Below are 16,893 nucleotides of genomic sequence, written 5' to 3' on the forward strand. Positions count from 1 at the left end.
CGGCAATCCCGCCGCACCCCGCCAAACAAGGACACTATCCAGGGGCGGCCTCGCGGCCGCCCCTGATCGTTTTCGAAGTCGGCGACGGCACCGCAAGGGCGGTTTGCCGGCTGCCCGAACGAAAACGCCGCGGGGAGCGCAAAGCACCCTTTACAGACGCGGCGGAAGACCTTACGGAAGCGCTGCCGTGCGCGAACGCGGTGCCTAGGGGTATAGCTCAGTTGGTAGAGCGGCGGTCTCCAAAACCGCAGGTCGGGGGTTCGAGCCCCTCTGCCCCTGCCAGTCTCGCGCAAGGCGAAGATTATCGTGTATCGACGGGGTTGCGGGACGATTGGATGGTTCCGCCGGCGGCGACACCGGACTGAAAAGCCACTTGCATGGACCCACGTTCGGGACTATGTAGGGCCATTCAGACTCACGGTGTGCGGGGCCGGAAATGGCTTTGCGCGCCTTTATTGCATGGGCGATAGCGCTGATTCGGCAGGCGGCGTGATTGGCGATGTGCAGTTACTCCCTCGCGGGGGCATCCGAAAAGAAGTCCGGCCAACGGGCTTTGTGAAACAGAGCGGCATATGGCGTCAAAAACAACCAATCCTTTCGTTTTCCTGCAGCAGGTGCGTCAGGAAACGTCCAAGGTCACATGGCCATCCCGGCGCGAGACGACGATTTCCACGATCATGGTGCTGATCTTCGCGGTGATCGCCGCGCTGTTCTTCTTCGCCGCCGATCAGGTCCTCGCGCTTGGCGTCGAGCTGCTTCTGGATCTTGGACGATAACGACCCGCTTTATGGAGAACGCCTGACATGACCGCGCGGTGGTACATCGTCCACGCCTATTCGAATTTCGAAAAAAAGGTCGCCGAGGACATTGAGAACAAGGCCCGGCAGAAGGGCCTGGACAAGTTTGTCGAGCAGGTGGTGGTGCCGACCGAGAAGGTCGTCGAGGTTCGCCGCGGCCGCAAGGTCGATGCCGAGCGCAAGTTCTTTCCCGGCTACGTGCTGGTGCGTGCCAATCTAACCGACGCGGTGTTCTCGCTGATCAAGAACACGCCGAAAGTGACCGGCTTTCTCGGCGATTCCAAGCCGGTGCCGATCACCGATTCGGAGGCCGATCGCATTCTGCATCAGGTGCAGGAGGGCGTGGAGCGTCCCAAGCCGTCGATTACGTTCGAGATCGGCGAGCAGGTGCGGGTTTCCGACGGACCGTTCGCCTCGTTCAACGGTCACGTTCAGGAGGTGGACGAGGAGCGTTCGCGCCTCAAGGTCGAGGTATCGATCTTCGGCCGCGCGGTGCCGGTCGATCTGGAATTCGGTCAGGTCGAAAAGGCCTGATCGGAGCATTCCGCCCCTTGCCGGGCGGGGCGGCGGGCGGTGCCCGCCACGAGCGGTGGGAGGGCAGGCGGCTTTAGCCGGTCGTCGGGTCCGGACCACCAAACTGCAGTTGCCGGCCCAGCCGGCGTGTGAACCAAGGCAGATGAGAAATGGCTAAGAAGATTGCAGGCCAGCTCAAGCTCCAGGTCCCGGCGGGATCGGCGACGCCGTCGCCCCCGATCGGACCGGCGCTCGGTCAACGTGGCATCAACATCATGGAGTTCTGCAAGGCGTTCAACGCCCAGACCCAGGAGATGGAGAAGGGTGCGCCGATTCCGGTGGTGATCACCTACTACCAGGACAAATCCTTCAACTTCACCATGAAGACGCCGCCGGTGACGTTTTTCCTGAAGAAGGCCGCCAAGCTGAAGTCCGGCTCCAAGGAGCCCGGCAAGCAGGTCGCCGGTCAGGTGTCGCGCGACAAGGTGCGCGAGATCGCCGAAGCGAAGATGAAGGACCTCAACGCCAATGACGTCGAGGCCGCGATGCGTATGGTCGAGGGCTCCGCGCGCTCGATGGGCCTCGAAGTGGTTGGGTGAGCGAAATGGCCAAGAAAATTGCAAAGCGGATCCAGGCGACGCGCGACGGCATCGACCGGGACAAGAACTATGATCTGGCCGAGGCCGTGGGTCTTTTGAAGGAGCGCGCCACCGCCAAGTTCGACGAGACGATCGAGGTGGCGATGAATCTCGGCGTCGATCCGCGCCATGCCGACCAGATGGTCCGCGGCGTGGTCAACCTGCCGAACGGCACCGGCCGCGACGTGCGCGTCGCCGTCTTCGCCCGCGGTCCCAAGGCCGATGAGGCCAAGGAAGCCGGCGCCGACGTCATCGGCGCCGAGGATCTGGTGGAGACGGTGCAGAAGGGCGAGATCGATTTCGACCGCTGCATCGCGACCCCCGATATGATGCCGCTGGTCGGCCGTCTCGGCAAGGTGCTCGGCCCGCGCGGCATGATGCCGAACCCGAAGGTCGGCACGGTCACGATGGATGTCGCCGCCGCGGTCAAGGCCTCGAAGGGCGGCGCCGTCGAGTTCCGCGTCGAAAAGGCCGGTATCGTGCATGCGGGCGTCGGCAAGGCCTCGTTCGATGCCGACAAGATCGTGCAGAACGTGCGCGCCTTCGCCGATGCGGTGATCAAGGCGAAACCCTCGGGCGCCAAGGGCAACTACGTCAAGAAGATCGCGATCTCCTCGACGATGGGCCCCGGGCTTAAGATCGACGTCGCCTCTCTCGCCGAGGCGTGATGTGACATCCGCGGTCGGCGGCGACGCCGGCCGCGGAGGCAGAATTCCGGACCCACGGGCCCGGAATCCGGCGGCCGCAAGGCCTCCGGAAATCCTGTCCGAGATTGCAGGCGGTTTTCCTTAATCCGCTATGGGCCTGCATGAGACGGGGTCGACCGGACAAAGAGGCCGAGGCCTCGATGAAAGGTTCGAACCGTGTTTGCCTTTTGCCCGCGTGCCGGCTTCGGCCGGCGTGGTGAAAGGGGGCAGGATCCTCGAACGCCGTTCGGGTGATCCATTGTGGATGGCCCGCCCGGCAAAAGGCAACCCGACAGCCGTTCTTTGGAGCGGTTGTCAACTGGAGACAGGCAGTGGACAGAGCGGAAAAACGCGAACTTGTCACGGAACTGAACGGTGTTTTTGCGAGCGCCGGAACGGTCGTCGTGGCCCACTATGCCGGTATCACCGTCGCGCAAATGAACGATCTTCGCACGAAGATGCGGGAAGCCGGCGGTACCGTCAAAGTCGCGAAGAACCGTCTCGCCAAAATCGCCCTGAAAGGCACGCCCTCCGAGAGCATGCAGGATCTGTTCAACGGACAGACCCTGATTGCCTATTCGGACGATCCGATCGTGGCGCCGAAGGTGGCCTCCGATTTCGCCAAGGGGAATGACAAGCTCGTCATTCTCGGCGGCGCGATGGGAACGACCAATCTCGACGCCAATGCCGTGAAGGCGCTTGCGACCTTGCCGTCGCTCGACGAACTTCGCGCCAAGCTGGTGGGGATGATCTCCACGCCGGCGACCCGGATCGCGCAGGTGGTCAGCGCCCCGGCCGCGCAGGTTGCGCGCGTCGTCGGCGCCTATGCCCAGAAGGACGAGGCGGCATGAGGCCGTTCCTCGCTGTCACCCAATTGTGTTCGAACCTTGTAAGGAATTGAAAAAATGGCTGATCTCGCCAAGATCGTAGAAGACCTGTCGAGCCTGACCGTCCTCGAGGCGGCCGAGCTGTCGAAAATGCTTGAGGAAAAGTGGGGCGTGTCCGCCGCTGCCCCGGTGGCGGTCGCGGCTGCCGGCGGTGCGGGCGGCGATGCCGCTCCGGTCGAGGAAAAGACCGAGTTCGACGTCGTCCTGACCGATGCCGGCGCCCAGAAGATCAACGTGATCAAGGAAGTCCGCGCCATCACCGGCCTTGGCCTCAAGGAAGCCAAGGACCTGGTCGAGAGCGCGCCCAAGCCGGTCAAGGAAGGCGTCTCCAAGGACGAGGCGGACAAGATCAAGGGTCAGCTCGAAGGCGCTGGCGCCAAGGTCGAGTTGAAGTAAGTACGCGTGTTCGGCGGGTGGACCTGGTCCGCCCGCCGGCCCCGCTTGCACGGGGATGTCGAGAACCCTTTTCCTGTGGGCCGATCGCGGCCTTCAGGAAACGGGTTTTCATCCGTTTTGATTTGCCGCGCGGAGGATTGCCCCGCGGCCCGACACGAAGCCGGCAAGGCAGCAAGGAGTGACGATGGCCCAGACCCACACCTTCAACGGCCGCAGGCGTATCCGCAAATTCTTCGGCAATATTCCCGAAGTGGCGGAAATGCCGAACCTGATCGAGGTTCAGAAGGCGTCCTACGACCAGTTCCTCATGGTCGAGGAGCCGGAAGGCGGCCGTCCCGACGAGGGATTGCAGGCGGTCTTCAAATCCGTGTTCCCGATCACGGATTTTTCCGGCGCGGCGATGCTGGAATTCGTCAATTACGAGTTCGAGGCGCCGAAATTCGATACCGAGGAGTGCCGTCAGCGCGACCTCACCTACGCCGCGCCCCTGAAGGTGACGCTGCGGCTGATCGTGTTCGACATCGACGAGGACACCGGCGCCAAGTCGATCAAGGACATCAAGGAGCAGGACGTCTATATGGGCGACATGCCGCTGATGACGTCGAACGGTACGTTCATCGTCAACGGCACAGAGCGCGTCATCGTCTCGCAGATGCATCGTTCGCCGGGCGTGTTCTTCGATCACGACAAGGGCAAGTCGCACTCTTCCGGCAAGCTGCTGTTTGCGGCGCGCGTCATTCCCTATCGCGGGTCCTGGCTGGATATCGAGTTCGATTCCAAGGACATCGTCCACGCGCGCATCGACCGTCGCCGCAAAATTCCGGCCACGTCACTGTTGATGGCGCTGGGCATGGACGGCGAGGAAATCCTGTCGACCTTCTACAACAAGCTGTCGCTCGAGCGTGACGGCGAGACCTGGCGCATTCCCTATTCCGCCGACCGCTTCCGCGGCCGCAAGACGGTTTTGGATCTGATCGACGCCGACAGCGGCGAAGTCGTGGTGGAGGCGGGCAAGAAGATCACCGCCCGCCAGGCCAAGCAGCTCGGCGAGAAGGGCCTGAAGGCGATCCGCGCCACGGAAGAGGATATTTTCGGCAGCTATCTGGCCGAGGACATCGTCAACCCGGCGACCGGCGAGATCTATCTGGAGGCCGGCGACGAGCTCGACGAAAAGACGCTCAAGGTACTCGACGAGGCCGGCGTCCAGGAGGTGCAGGTTCTCGACGTCGACCACGTCAATATCGGCGCCTATATCCGCAACACCCTCGCCGTCGACAAGAACGAGAGCCGGCAGGACGCGCTGTTCGACATCTATCGCGTCATGCGCCCGGGCGAGCCGCCGACGCTGGAAACCGCGGAGGCGATGTTCAATTCGCTGTTCTTCGATTCCGAGCGCTACGACCTGTCGGCCGTCGGCCGCGTCAAGATGAACATGCGCCTGGAGCTGGAGACGGACGACACGATGCGTGTCCTGCGCAAGGAGGACATCATCGCGGTCGTGCGCACCCTGGTCGACCTGCGCGACGGCAAGGGCGAGATCGACGACATCGACAATCTCGGCAATCGCCGGGTGCGCTCGGTCGGCGAATTGATGGAAAACCAGTACCGGGTCGGTCTTTTGCGCATGGAGCGCGCGATCAAGGAGCGCATGTCGTCGATCGAGATCGACACGGTGATGCCGCAGGATCTGATCAACGCCAAGCCGGCCGCAGCGGCCGTGCGCGAGTTTTTCGGTTCCTCGCAGCTCTCGCAGTTCATGGACCAGACCAACCCGCTGTCGGAGATCACCCACAAGCGGCGCCTGTCGGCGCTCGGACCGGGCGGCCTTACGCGCGAACGGGCGGGGTTCGAGGTGCGCGACGTTCACGTCACGCATTATGGCCGCATCTGCCCGATCGAGACGCCTGAAGGTCCGAATATCGGCCTGATCAACTCGCTCGCCACCTTCGCCCGCGTCAACAAATACGGCTTCATCGAAAGCCCGTATCGCAAGATCGTCGACGGCAAGGTGTCGGACGAGGTCGTCTATCTGTCGGCGATGGAAGAGGCCAAGCACTATGTCGCGCAGGCCAATGCCGAGCTCGACAAGGATGGCGGCTTCGTCGAGGAATTCGTCATCTGCCGCCACGCCGGCGAGGTGATGATGACCCCGCGCGACAATGTCGATCTGATGGACGTGTCGCCCAAGCAGATGGTCTCGGTCGCCGCGGCGCTGATTCCGTTCCTGGAAAACGACGATGCCAACCGCGCGCTGATGGGCTCCAACATGCAGCGCCAGGCCGTGCCGCTGGTGCGCGCCGAGGCGCCGTTCGTGGGCACCGGCATGGAGCCGATCGTGGCGCGCGATTCGGGGGCCGCCATCGGCGCCCGGCGCACCGGCATCGTCGACCAGGTCGACGCCACGCGTATCGTCATCAGGGCCACCGACGAGGTCGACGCGGCGGTTTCGGGCGTCGACATCTACCGGCTGCAGAAATTCCAGCGCTCGAACCAGAACACCTGCATCAACCAGCGTCCGCTGGTGAAGGTGGGCGACCGGATCGAAAAGGGCGACATCATCGCCGACGGCCCGTCGACCGATCTCGGCGATCTGGCGCTGGGGCGCAACGTGCTCGTCGCGTTCATGCCCTGGAACGGCTACAATTACGAGGACTCCATCCTGCTGTCGGAGCGCATCGTGCGCGACGACGTGTTCACCTCGATCCATATCGAGGAATTCGAGGTCGCCGCGCGCGACACCAAGCTCGGGCCGGAGGAGATTACCCGCGACATCCCGAACGTTTCGGAAGAGGCGCTGAAGAACCTCGACGAGGCGGGCATCGTCTATATCGGCGCCGAGGTGCAGCCGGGCGACATCCTGGTCGGCAAGATCACGCCGAAGGGCGAAAGCCCGATGACGCCGGAAGAAAAGCTGCTGCGCGCCATTTTCGGCGAAAAGGCATCGGATGTGCGCGACACCTCGATGCGGATGCCGCCCGGCACGTTCGGCACGGTGGTTGAGGTTCGCGTCTTCAACCGCCACGGCGTGGAGAAGGACGAGCGCGCGATGCAGATCGAGCGCGAGGAGATCGAACGCCTGGCCAAGGACCGCGACGACGAACAGGCGATCCTCGACCGCAACACCTATGCGCGCCTTGCCGACATGCTCGTCGGCAAGGAGCCGATCGCGGGCCCGAAGGGCTTCAAGAAGGGCTCCAAGCTGACCAAGGAAGTGCTGGACGACTATCCGCGCTCGCAATGGTGGCAGTTTGCCGTCGACGCCGAGAAGCTGCAGAGCGAACTCGAGGCGCTGCGCGGGCAGTACGACGATTCCAAGAACGCGCTCGAGCAGCGCTTCATGGACAAGGTGGAGAAGGTGCAGCGCGGCGACGAGATGCCGCCCGGCGTGATGAAGATGGTCAAGGTCTTCGTCGCGGTGAAGCGCAAGATCCAGCCCGGCGACAAGATGGCCGGCCGTCACGGCAACAAGGGCGTGGTGTCCAAGATCGTTCCGGTCGAAGACATGCCGTTCCTGGAGGACGGTACCCATGCCGATATCGTGCTCAACCCGCTCGGCGTGCCGAGCCGGATGAATGTCGGCCAGATCCTGGAGACCCATCTGGGCTGGGCCTGCGCGGGCATGGGCAACAAGATCGGGGAGATGATCGAGGCCTATAAGTCGGGCGGCGACATCAAACCGCTGCGGACCACGCTGGAAGCGATCTACCCGGACAACGACCGCAACGAACCGGTACGCCGTTACGACGACGACAGCGTGATGAGGCTCGCCGAGCAGGTCAAGCGCGGCGTCTCGATCGCCACGCCGGTCTTCGACGGCGCCCACGAGGCCAACATCAACGAGATGCTGGCCCAGGCCGGGCTTCGCGAAAGCGGCCAGTCGACGCTTTACGACGGGCGCACCGGCGAGGCGTTCGACCGGCAGGTCACGGTCGGCTACATCTACATGCTGAAGCTGCACCACCTGGTCGACGACAAGATCCACGCGCGTTCGATCGGTCCGTACTCGCTCGTCACCCAGCAGCCGCTGGGCGGCAAGGCGCAGTTCGGCGGCCAGCGCTTCGGCGAGATGGAGGTCTGGGCGCTGGAAGCCTATGGCGCGGCCTACACGCTGCAGGAGATGCTGACGGTGAAGTCGGACGACGTGGCCGGCCGCACCAAGGTCTACGAGGCGATCGTGCGCGGCGACGATACGTTCGAGGCCGGCATCCCCGAGAGCTTCAACGTGTTGGTCAAGGAAATGCGTTCGCTCGGCCTCAATGTCGAGCTGGAAAACACCCGCATCGACGAGGAACAGACCTCGTTGCCGGACGCGGCTGAGTAGATGATTGAGCCGCCCGCTTCCCGATTGCGGGAGCGGGCGGCCGACACAAGGTCGCGGCGATGCCTATCGGCAACGCGCGACCGATCAAAAGGGGCCCCGGGCCCCGGTGGATTTCGACAAGAGGCCGACACGGTCTCGAACAGGAGCACGGCATGAACCAAGAGGTCATGAATCTCTTCAACCCGCAGGCGCCGGCGCAGACGTTTGATTCGATCCGGATCTCGCTCGCCAGCCCGGACAAGATCCTGTCCTGGTCCTTCGGTGAGATCAAAAAGCCGGAGACCATCAACTACCGCACGTTCAAGCCCGAGCGCGACGGCCTGTTCTGCGCGCGCATCTTCGGTCCGATCAAGGACTATGAGTGCTTGTGCGGCAAATATAAGCGGATGAAGTACAAGGGCATCATCTGCGAGAAATGCGGCGTCGAGGTCACGCTGTCGCGCGTGCGCCGCGAGCGCATGGGCCATATCGAGCTGGCCGCGCCGGTCGCCCATATCTGGTTCCTGAAGTCGCTGCCGAGCCGGATCGGCACGCTGCTCGACATGACGCTCAAGGATATCGAGCGGGTCCTGTATTTCGAAAACTACATCGTCACCGAGCCGGGTCTGACCGACATGAAGCTGCACCAGCTTCTGTCGGAGGAAGACTACATGGTCGCCGTCGACAATTATGGCGAGGACGCCTTCACCGCGATGATCGGCGCCGAGGCGATTCATGAGCTGTTGAGCTCGCTCGACCTGGAGAAGGTCGCGGTCGATCTGCGTGAGGAACTCGCCACGACGACCTCCGAGCTGAAGCAGAAGAAGCTGCTCAAGCGCCTCAAGGTGGTCGAGAACTTCATCGAGTCGGGCAACCGTCCGGAATGGATGATCATGAAGATCATCCCGGTGATCCCGCCGGACCTGCGCCCGCTGGTGCCGCTCGACGGCGGCCGTTTCGCCACCTCGGACCTGAACGATCTCTATCGCCGCGTCATCAACCGCAACAATCGTCTCAAGCGGCTGATCGAACTGCGCGCGCCCGGTATCATCATCCGCAACGAAAAGCGCATGCTGCAGGAGGCCGTGGACGCGCTGTTCGACAATGGCCGCCGCGGCCGCGTCATCACCGGCGCCAACAAGCGTCCGCTGAAGTCGCTGTCGGACATGCTGAAGGGCAAGCAGGGCCGCTTCCGCCAGAACCTGCTCGGCAAGCGCGTCGACTATTCCGGCCGTTCCGTGATCGTGACCGGTCCGGAGCTGAAGCTGCACCAATGCGGCCTGCCGAAGAAGATGGCGCTGGAGCTGTTCAAGCCGTTCATCTACGCCCGTCTCGACGCCAAGGGCTTTTCCTCGACGGTCAAGCAGTCGAAAAAGCTGGTCGAGAAGGAAAAGCCGGAAGTCTGGGATATTCTCGACGAGGTGATCCGCGAGCATCCGGTGCTGCTCAACCGCGCGCCGACGCTGCACCGCCTCGGCATCCAGGCTTTCGAGCCGGTGCTGATCGAGGGCAAGGCGATCCAGCTTCACCCGCTGGTGTGTACCGCCTTCAACGCCGATTTCGACGGCGACCAGATGGCGGTGCACGTGCCGCTGTCGCTGGAAGCGCAGCTCGAGGCGCGCGTCCTGATGATGTCGACCAACAACATCCTGCACCCGGCCAACGGCGCGCCGATCATCGTGCCGTCGCAGGACATGGTGCTCGGTCTCTACTACCTGTCGATCGTCAACGAGAACGAGCCGGGCGAGGGTATGGTGTTCGCCGACATGGGCGAGCTGCACCACGCGCTCGAGACCAAGGCGGTGACGCTGCACACCAAGATCAAGGGACGCTTCAAGACCGTCGATGCCGACAACAACCCGGTCTCGCAGATCCACGACACCACGCCTGGGCGCATGATCATCGGCGAGCTTCTGCCGAAGAACGTCAACGTGCCCTACGATATCTGCAACCAGGAGATGACCAAGAAGAACATCTCGCGCATGATCGACACGGTCTATCGCCATTGCGGCCAGAAGGAGACGGTGATCTTCTGCGACCGGATCATGGCGCTCGGCTTCGGCCATGCCTGCCGCGCCGGCATCTCGTTCGGCAAGGACGACATGGTCATTCCAGACACCAAGCACAAGCTGGTCGGCGAGACCGAGGCGCTGGCGAAGGAATATGAGCAGCAGTACAATGACGGCCTGATCACCCAGGGCGAGAAGTACAACAAGGTCGTCGATGCCTGGGCGAAATGTTCCGAAAAGGTCGCCGACGAGATGATGGGCCGCATCAAGGCGGTCGAGTTCCTGGACAACGGCCGCCAAAAGCCGATGAACTCGATCTACATGATGTCGCATTCGGGCGCGCGCGGCTCGCCGACCCAGATGCGCCAGCTCGCCGGCATGCGCGGCCTGATGGCCAAGCCGTCGGGCGAAATCATCGAAACGCCGATCATCTCCAACTTCAAGGAAGGCCTGACCGTGCTGGAGTATTTCAACTCCACCCACGGCGCGCGCAAGGGCCTGGCCGACACCGCCTTGAAGACGGCGAACTCTGGCTATCTGACGCGGCGTCTGGTCGACGTGGCGCAGGATTGCATCGTCAATGCGGAAGACTGCGGCACCGACAAGGGCCTGACCATGCAGCCGATCGTGGATGCGGGCCAGGTCGTGGCCTCGCTCGGCCAACGCGTCCTCGGTCGCACCGCGCTCGAAGACATCAACCACCCCGTCACCGGCGACGTGCTCGTCAAGGCGGGCACGCTGATGGACGAGCGCGACGTCGAACGGATCGAAAAGGCCGGCGTGCAGTCGGTGCGCATCCGCTCCGCGCTCACCTGCGACGTCAAGGTCGGTGTCTGCGCGGTCTGCTACGGGCGCGATCTCGCCCGCGGCACGCCCGTCAACATGGGCGAGGCGGTCGGCGTCATCGCGGCGCAGTCGATCGGCGAGCCGGGTACGCAGTTGACCATGCGCACCTTCCACATGGGCGGCACCGCGCAGGTGGTCGACTCCTCCTTCCTGGAAGCGTCCTATGAAGGCAAGGTGCAGATCCGCAATCGCAACGTTGTGCGCAACTCCGACGGCCATCTGGTCGTCATGGGCCGCAACATGGCGGTGGTCATCCTCGACGAGGCCGACAAGGAACGCGCCGTCCACAGGGTCACCTACGGATCGCGCATCTTCGTCGACGACGGCGACAAGGTGAAGCGCGGCCAGCGCATCGCCGAGTGGGATCCCTACACAAGGCCGATCATGACCGAGATCGAAGGCACGGTCGCCTTCGAGGATCTGGTCGACGGCATGTCCGTGCAGGAGGCCACCGACGAATCGACCGGCATCACCAAGCGCGAGGTCATCGACTGGCGGTCGACCCCGCGCGGCGCCGATCTCAAGCCGGCGATCACCATCATGGATGCCAAGGGCAAGATCGGCAAATTCTCCAAGGGTGGTGACGCCCGGGTGATGCTGTCGGTCGAGACGGTGCTGTCGGTTGAGCCGGGCGCGCAGGTCAAGCCGGGCGACGTTCTGGCCCGTATTCCGATGGAAAGCGCCAAGACCAAGGACATCACCGGCGGTCTGCCGCGGGTGGCCGAACTGTTCGAGGCCCGTCGGCCGAAGGACCACGCCATCATCGCCGAGATCGACGGTACGGTGCGGTTCGGGCGCGACTACAAGAACAAGCGCCGGATCGTCATCGAGCCGCACGAGGAGGGCGGCGATCCGGTCGAGTACCTGATCCCGAAGGGCAAGCCGTTCCACCTCCAGGACGGCGACAGCATCGAGAAGGGCGACTACATTCTCGACGGTAACCCGGCGCCGCACGACATCCTCGCCATCAGGGGCGTGGAGGCGCTGGCGTCCTATCTGGTCAACGAGATCCAGGAGGTCTACCGGCTCCAGGGCGTGCTGATCAACGACAAGCACATCGAGGTGATCGTGCGGCAGATGCTGCAGAAGATCGAGATCACCGAGCAGGGCGATTCGGTCTACATCCCCGGCGATCACGTCGATTCGATCGAATTCGACGAGATCAACGAGCGCCTGGTCGAGGACGGCAAGAAGCCCGCCAAGGGCCAGCCGGTGCTGCTCGGCATCACCAAGGCGTCGCTGCAGACGCCGTCCTTCATCTCCGCCGCCTCCTTCCAGGAGACGACGCGGGTGCTGACGGAAGCGGCGGTCGCCGGCAAGACCGACACGCTGCAGGGCCTGAAGGAAAACGTCATTGTCGGCCGCCTGATCCCGGCCGGCACCGGCGGCGTGATGAGCCAGATCCGGCGCATCGCCGTCCAGCGCGACGACCTGATCCTCGACGAGCGCCGCAAGGCGTCCGGTGCGGAGATGGCCGAGCCGATGCTGGCCGACATGTCCCCGCAAAGCGCCGAATAAAAGGCGCGGGATCGCCGACATTTTAGGCAGCCGGTCCGTGCTGCCGTTGTGAACACCGAGTGGAGGCCCCGGGATGACCGGGGCCTCTTTGGATTCAGGCGGCGGGTTTTGCGTTGGCGTCTCGCGGCGGCGGCGCTCGCTTGGGGGCAGGGCGGAGGGTGAAAAACCTCACATACGCCTCATGGACAAGCCGCTTAGATGAGGCTGCGGCAATCGATCGGGTCCATGACCTCCCAGCCGCGCTTTGGGCCGCCCGGTTATTTGCCCCACCGGGCGGCTCTTTTCGTTTTCGTCACGCCGGCGCGGACAGGCTTGCCACCGGGACCTGGGGTGCGACCAGTATCGAGCGCGAGGGCCGTCGCCGAAAGCCGGCAGCGACGATGGTTCGTGTCGCCGGCAGGGTTTCTTCAGAACGGTTCGTCGAAGGTGACGATCGAGATCTCGCCCGACAAGGCGCCCTCATAGGCCGATAGATGCGGCTCGTCGTCGGGCACGCCGTCCATGTCGCCGATGCGATCGAGCTCGGCCTCGACGTAACCCTCGCGCGCCAGCGCTTCCAGCGCCGAGCGCACGGCGGTGTCGTCGTCGGGGGCGACCAGCAATACATGCACGCCGAGCGGGTCGCTTCCCTTCCGTTCCCAGACCCGGCCGGTGATGATGGTGACGGGCTGGTTGTCGTTGTCCTGCATGAGGTGATTCCCTTTATGCGCCCCGTGCGGGTCGAATCGGGTGAATGATGGCCGTTGTGGCATGTTCGCAGGCGGCGCGACAGGCCGCCCCCGGTTCGATCCGCAGGATAGCCGGGGTGATTGCGACATAAAATTGCGCGACCGGCGCCGCGCGGCGGTTTCGGTGCGATTTATCGGCCCGCGGGGTTGACGATTCGGCGGCTTGGGCGTATTAGCCGCCTCGTCTGAGCCGATGTGAGACTTGGCCTTTCGGGACGACGCGTCCTGAAGTTCGTCTCAAACAGGGTTCGTTCTACGAGCGACGACATATCCGGCGCGCATGAGGCGGGGCTCCCGCTTCCTCTGCTTTTTTGTTCGGGCAAGCCGCTGGGCGGCGTTTTGCCCGGCTTTGCGTATGGAAAAGGCGCTGCGAGCGGCCCGATGACGGCCTGAAGACACGGAATTGGAAGAGAAGGAAGGTTTGATGCCTACCGTAAACCAGCTGATCCGCAAGCCGCGCATTGCGCCGGTGAAGCGCAATAAGGTTCCGGCCATGCAGCAGAACCCGCAAAAGCGCGGTGTCTGCACGCGCGTCTACACCACGACGCCGAAGAAGCCGAACTCAGCGCTGCGCAAAGTTGCGAAGATCCGCCTCGTCAATGGCTTCGAGGTGATCGGCTATATTCCCGGCGAGGGGCACAATCTTCAGGAGCACTCGGTGGTCATGATCCGTGGTGGTCGCGTGAAGGACCTTCCCGGCGTGCGTTACCACATCATCCGCGGCGTGCTCGACACGCAGGGCGTGAAGAACCGCAAGCAGCGTCGTTCCAAATACGGTGCCAAGCGTCCGAAGTGACCTGAGCGAAGGTCGGTCCGGGCGGCGCGATGCGGCGATCCGGGGTTGGGCCTGCCAGTTTTGAGGCTGAGAAAAGATGTCCCGTCGTCACAGAGCAGAAAAGCGTGAGATCAACCCGGATCCGAAGTTCGGCGATCTGGTTGTTACCAAGTTCATGAACGCGATCATGTTGCACGGCAAAAAGTCGATCGCCGAGACCATCGTCTACGGCGCCATGCAGCAGATCGAAGACAAGACCAAGCAGGAGCCGGTCGGCGTGTTCCATCAGGCGCTCGACAATGTCGCGCCGCATGTCGAGGTCCGCTCGCGCCGCGTCGGTGGCGCCACCTATCAGGTGCCGGTCGATGTGCGCCCGGAGCGTCGCCAGGCGTTGGCCATTCGCTGGCTGATCGGCGCCGCGCGCGGCCGCAACGAGACCACGATGGTCGACCGGCTTTCCGGCGAGTTGCTGGATGCCGCCAACAATCGCGGCTCTGCCGTCAAGAAGCGCGAAGACACGCATCGCATGGCCGAGGCCAACCGCGCCTTCGCCCATTATCGCTGGTAAGCGGCAGAGCGGACAGACGAGCGAAAGGCACGAAGATGGCCCGCGAATATAAAATCGACGACTACCGCAATTTCGGCATCATGGCGCATATCGACGCCGGCAAGACGACGATGACCGAGCGGATTCTGTTCTATACGGGCAAGAGCCACAAGATGGGCGAGACGCATGACGGCGCCTCGACCATGGACTGGATGGAGCAGGAGCAGGAGCGCGGCATCACCATTACGTCGGCCGCGACGACGACCTTCTGGCAGGGGCGCGACGGCAAGAAGCGTCGCTTCAACATTATCGACACGCCCGGGCACGTCGACTTCACGATCGAGGTCGAGCGTTCGCTGCGCGTGCTCGACGGCGCGATCGCGCTGCTCGACGCCAATGCCGGCGTGGAGCCGCAGACCGAGACGGTGTGGCGCCAGGCCGACAAATATCATGTGCCGCGCATGATCTTCTGCAACAAGATGGACAAGATCGGCGCCGACTTCTTTCGGTCGGTCGAGATGGTCAAGTCGCGCCTCGGCGCGACGCCGGTGGTCATGCAGTTGCCGATCGGCGCGGAGAGCGATTTCGCCGGCGTCGTCGATCTGATCGAGATGAAGGCGCTGGTCTGGAAGTCGGAAAATCTCGGCGCCGAGTGGGACGTTCTGGATGTTCCCGCCGATATGCAGGCGCAGGCCGAGGAATATCGCGAGAAGCTGATCGAGACCGCCGTCGAGATGGACGAGGCCGCGCTCGAAGCGTATCTGGAAGGCGAGGTTCCGTCCAACGACGAACTGCGCCGCCTGATCCGTCTGGGCACGGTTGGGGTCAAGTTCTTCCCGATGTTCTGTGGCACGGCGTTCAAGAACAAGGGCGTTCAGCCGTTGCTCGACGCCGTCGTCGACTTCCTGCCGTCGCCGGTGGAGGTGCCGGCCATTAAGGGCGTCGATCCGAAGACCGAGCAGGAGACCGAGCGCAAGTCGTCCGACGACGAGCCGCTGTCGATGCTGGCCTTCAAGATCATGAACGATCCGTTCGTCGGCTCGCTCACCTTCTGCCGCATCTATTCCGGCGTGGTGAAGAAGGGCGTCGGCCTGGAAAACACGGTCAAGGGCAAGCGCGAGCGCATCGGCCGCATGCTGCAGATGCATTCGAATTCGCGCGAGGACATCGACGAGGCGTTCGCCGGCGACATTGTCGCGCTGGCCGGTCTCAAGGAAACGACCACGGGCGACACGCTTTGCGATCCGCTTAAGCCGGTCGTCCTGGAGCGTATGGAGTTCCCCGACCCGGTGATCCAGATCGCGATCGAGCCCAAGACCAAGGGCGATCAGGAAAAGATGGGCATGGCGCTCAACCGGCTCGCGGCCGAGGATCCGTCCTTCCGGGTGCGCACGGACGAGGAATCCGGCCAGACCATCATCGCCGGCATGGGCGAGTTGCATCTCGACATTCTGGTCGACCGCATGAAGCGCGAGTTCAAGGTCGAGGCCAATGTCGGCGCGCCGCAGGTCGCCTACCGCGAAACCATCACCAAGGTCGCCGAGATCGACTACACCCACAAGAAGCAGTCGGGTGGTTCGGGTCAGTTCGCCCGCGTCAAGATCGTGTTCGAGCCGAACCCCGAGGGCGAGGATTTCGTATTCGAATCCAAGATCGTCGGTGGCGCGGTGCCGAAGGAATACGTTCCCGGCGTCCAGAAGGGCATCGAGAGCGTGTTGTCCTCGGGCCCGGTGGCCGGCTTCCCGATGCTGGGCGTCAAGGCGACCCTGATCGACGGCGCCTACCACGACGTCGACTCCTCGGTGCTCGCCTTCGAGATCGCCTCGCGCGCCGCCTTCCGTGAAGGTGCGCAGAAGGCCGGCGCGCAGCTTCTGGAGCCGATCATGAAGGTCGAGGTCGTGACGCCGGAAGATTACGTCGGCGACGTGATCGGCGATCTGAACTCGCGGCGCGGTCAGATCCAGGGCACGGAAGCCCGCGGCATCGCCACCGTGATCAACGCGATGGTGCCGTTGGCCAACATGTTCAAATATGTCGACAATCTGCGCTCGATGTCTCAGGGCCGCGCCCAGTACACGATGCTGTTTGATCATTACGAGCCTGTCCCGACCGCGGTCGCCCAGGAAATTCAGAAAAAGTACGCGTAGTCCCGAGGGATTGACGTCGAAGTCAACAATGCCCGCGAGCGGGTGGAAGGAAATGGAGAAGTCACATGGCAAAAGGTAAATTCGAGCGTAATAAGCCTCATGTGAA

Annotated in this window: 12 protein-coding genes and 1 tRNA gene; 12 read left to right on the forward strand and 1 reads right to left on the reverse strand. The window is 63.4% G+C overall.

Annotated features, from left to right (window positions below; translation table 11 throughout):
* Positions 1-206: 206 nt before the first annotated feature.
* The 9 genes from EP380_RS22890 (at position 207) to rpoC (ending at position 12,590) form a co-directional block, all read left to right on the forward strand.
* Positions 207-282, forward strand: a tRNA-Trp gene (locus tag EP380_RS22890).
* Between the two features lie 290 nt (positions 283-572).
* On the forward strand, positions 573-776 hold the full coding sequence (gene secE, locus EP380_RS22895; RefSeq protein ID WP_106573701.1) for a preprotein translocase subunit SecE: 204 nt from the start codon (positions 573-575) through the stop codon (positions 774-776).
* Between the two features lie 27 nt (positions 777-803).
* Positions 804-1,331, forward strand: a complete 528-nt coding sequence (nusG, locus tag EP380_RS22900) for a transcription termination/antitermination protein NusG (protein WP_106573702.1) — start codon at positions 804-806, stop codon at positions 1,329-1,331.
* A 149-nt stretch (positions 1,332-1,480) separates the two neighbouring features.
* Positions 1,481-1,909: a 50S ribosomal protein L11 gene (rplK, locus tag EP380_RS22905; protein WP_106573703.1), complete on the forward strand. Its 429-nt coding sequence runs from the start codon at positions 1,481-1,483 to the stop codon at positions 1,907-1,909.
* A 5-nt stretch (positions 1,910-1,914) separates the two neighbouring features.
* Positions 1,915-2,616, forward strand: a complete 702-nt coding sequence (rplA, locus tag EP380_RS22910) for a 50S ribosomal protein L1 (protein WP_106573711.1) — start codon at positions 1,915-1,917, stop codon at positions 2,614-2,616.
* Positions 2,617-2,966: 350 nt separating this feature from the next.
* Positions 2,967-3,485: a 50S ribosomal protein L10 gene (gene rplJ, locus EP380_RS22915; RefSeq protein ID WP_106573704.1), complete on the forward strand. Its 519-nt coding sequence runs from the start codon at positions 2,967-2,969 to the stop codon at positions 3,483-3,485.
* 54 nt (positions 3,486-3,539) lie between these two features.
* A complete protein-coding gene (rplL, locus tag EP380_RS22920; protein ID WP_106573705.1) occupies positions 3,540-3,917 on the forward strand; it encodes a 50S ribosomal protein L7/L12 in 378 nt (125 codons plus the stop codon).
* Positions 3,918-4,101: 184 nt separating this feature from the next.
* Positions 4,102-8,238 carry a DNA-directed RNA polymerase subunit beta gene (gene rpoB, locus EP380_RS22925; protein WP_106573706.1) on the forward strand — a complete coding sequence of 1,379 codons (4,137 nt, stop codon included), beginning with the start codon at positions 4,102-4,104 and terminating at the stop codon, positions 8,236-8,238.
* 152 nt (positions 8,239-8,390) lie between these two features.
* Positions 8,391-12,590, forward strand: coding sequence for a DNA-directed RNA polymerase subunit beta' (gene rpoC, locus EP380_RS22930; RefSeq protein WP_127601130.1), 4,200 nt, complete (start codon positions 8,391-8,393; stop codon positions 12,588-12,590).
* A gap of 407 nt (positions 12,591-12,997) precedes the next feature.
* On the opposite strand, the gene EP380_RS22935 is transcribed toward rpoC, so the two are convergent.
* Complete coding sequence (locus EP380_RS22935; RefSeq protein ID WP_106573708.1) at positions 12,998-13,279, reverse strand: transcriptional regulator; 282 nt, start codon at positions 13,277-13,279, stop codon at positions 12,998-13,000.
* Positions 13,280-13,742: 463 nt separating this feature from the next.
* Between EP380_RS22935 and rpsL the strand changes: the two genes are divergently transcribed.
* From rpsL to fusA, 3 genes are all read left to right on the forward strand, one after another.
* Positions 13,743-14,114, forward strand: a complete 372-nt coding sequence (rpsL, locus tag EP380_RS22940) for a 30S ribosomal protein S12 (protein ID WP_106573712.1) — start codon at positions 13,743-13,745, stop codon at positions 14,112-14,114.
* 76 nt (positions 14,115-14,190) lie between these two features.
* On the forward strand, positions 14,191-14,661 hold the full coding sequence (rpsG, locus tag EP380_RS22945; RefSeq protein ID WP_106573709.1) for a 30S ribosomal protein S7: 471 nt from the start codon (positions 14,191-14,193) through the stop codon (positions 14,659-14,661).
* Between the two features lie 35 nt (positions 14,662-14,696).
* A complete protein-coding gene (gene fusA, locus EP380_RS22950) occupies positions 14,697-16,787 on the forward strand; it encodes an elongation factor G (RefSeq protein WP_106573710.1) in 2,091 nt (696 codons plus the stop codon).
* Positions 16,788-16,893 lie beyond the last annotated feature (106 nt).

This window comes from Nitratireductor alexandrii (assembly GCF_004000215.1).
GTDB classification, from domain to species: domain Bacteria; phylum Pseudomonadota; class Alphaproteobacteria; order Rhizobiales; family Rhizobiaceae; genus Mangrovimarina; species Mangrovimarina alexandrii.

Bases quoted from the DNA above. Each gene is read 5' to 3' on its own strand.
- rplL (WP_106573705.1), top strand. From the start codon at position 3,540: ATGGCTGATCTCGCCAAGATCGTAGAAGACCTGTCGAGCCTGACCGTC.
- fusA (WP_106573710.1), top strand. From the start codon at position 14,697: ATGGCCCGCGAATATAAAATCGACGACTACCGCAATTTCGGCATCATG.
- rplK (WP_106573703.1), top strand. From the start codon at position 1,481: ATGGCTAAGAAGATTGCAGGCCAGCTCAAGCTCCAGGTCCCGGCGGGA.
- rpoB (WP_106573706.1), top strand. From the start codon at position 4,102: ATGGCCCAGACCCACACCTTCAACGGCCGCAGGCGTATCCGCAAATTC.
- secE (WP_106573701.1), top strand. From the start codon at position 573: ATGGCGTCAAAAACAACCAATCCTTTCGTTTTCCTGCAGCAGGTGCGT.
- EP380_RS22935 (WP_106573708.1), bottom strand. From the start codon at position 13,279: ATGCAGGACAACGACAACCAGCCCGTCACCATCATCACCGGCCGGGTC.
- rpsG (WP_106573709.1), top strand. From the start codon at position 14,191: ATGTCCCGTCGTCACAGAGCAGAAAAGCGTGAGATCAACCCGGATCCG.
- nusG (WP_106573702.1), top strand. From the start codon at position 804: ATGACCGCGCGGTGGTACATCGTCCACGCCTATTCGAATTTCGAAAAA.
- rplA (WP_106573711.1), top strand. From the start codon at position 1,915: ATGGCCAAGAAAATTGCAAAGCGGATCCAGGCGACGCGCGACGGCATC.
- rpsL (WP_106573712.1), top strand. From the start codon at position 13,743: ATGCCTACCGTAAACCAGCTGATCCGCAAGCCGCGCATTGCGCCGGTG.
- rpoC (WP_127601130.1), top strand. From the start codon at position 8,391: ATGAACCAAGAGGTCATGAATCTCTTCAACCCGCAGGCGCCGGCGCAG.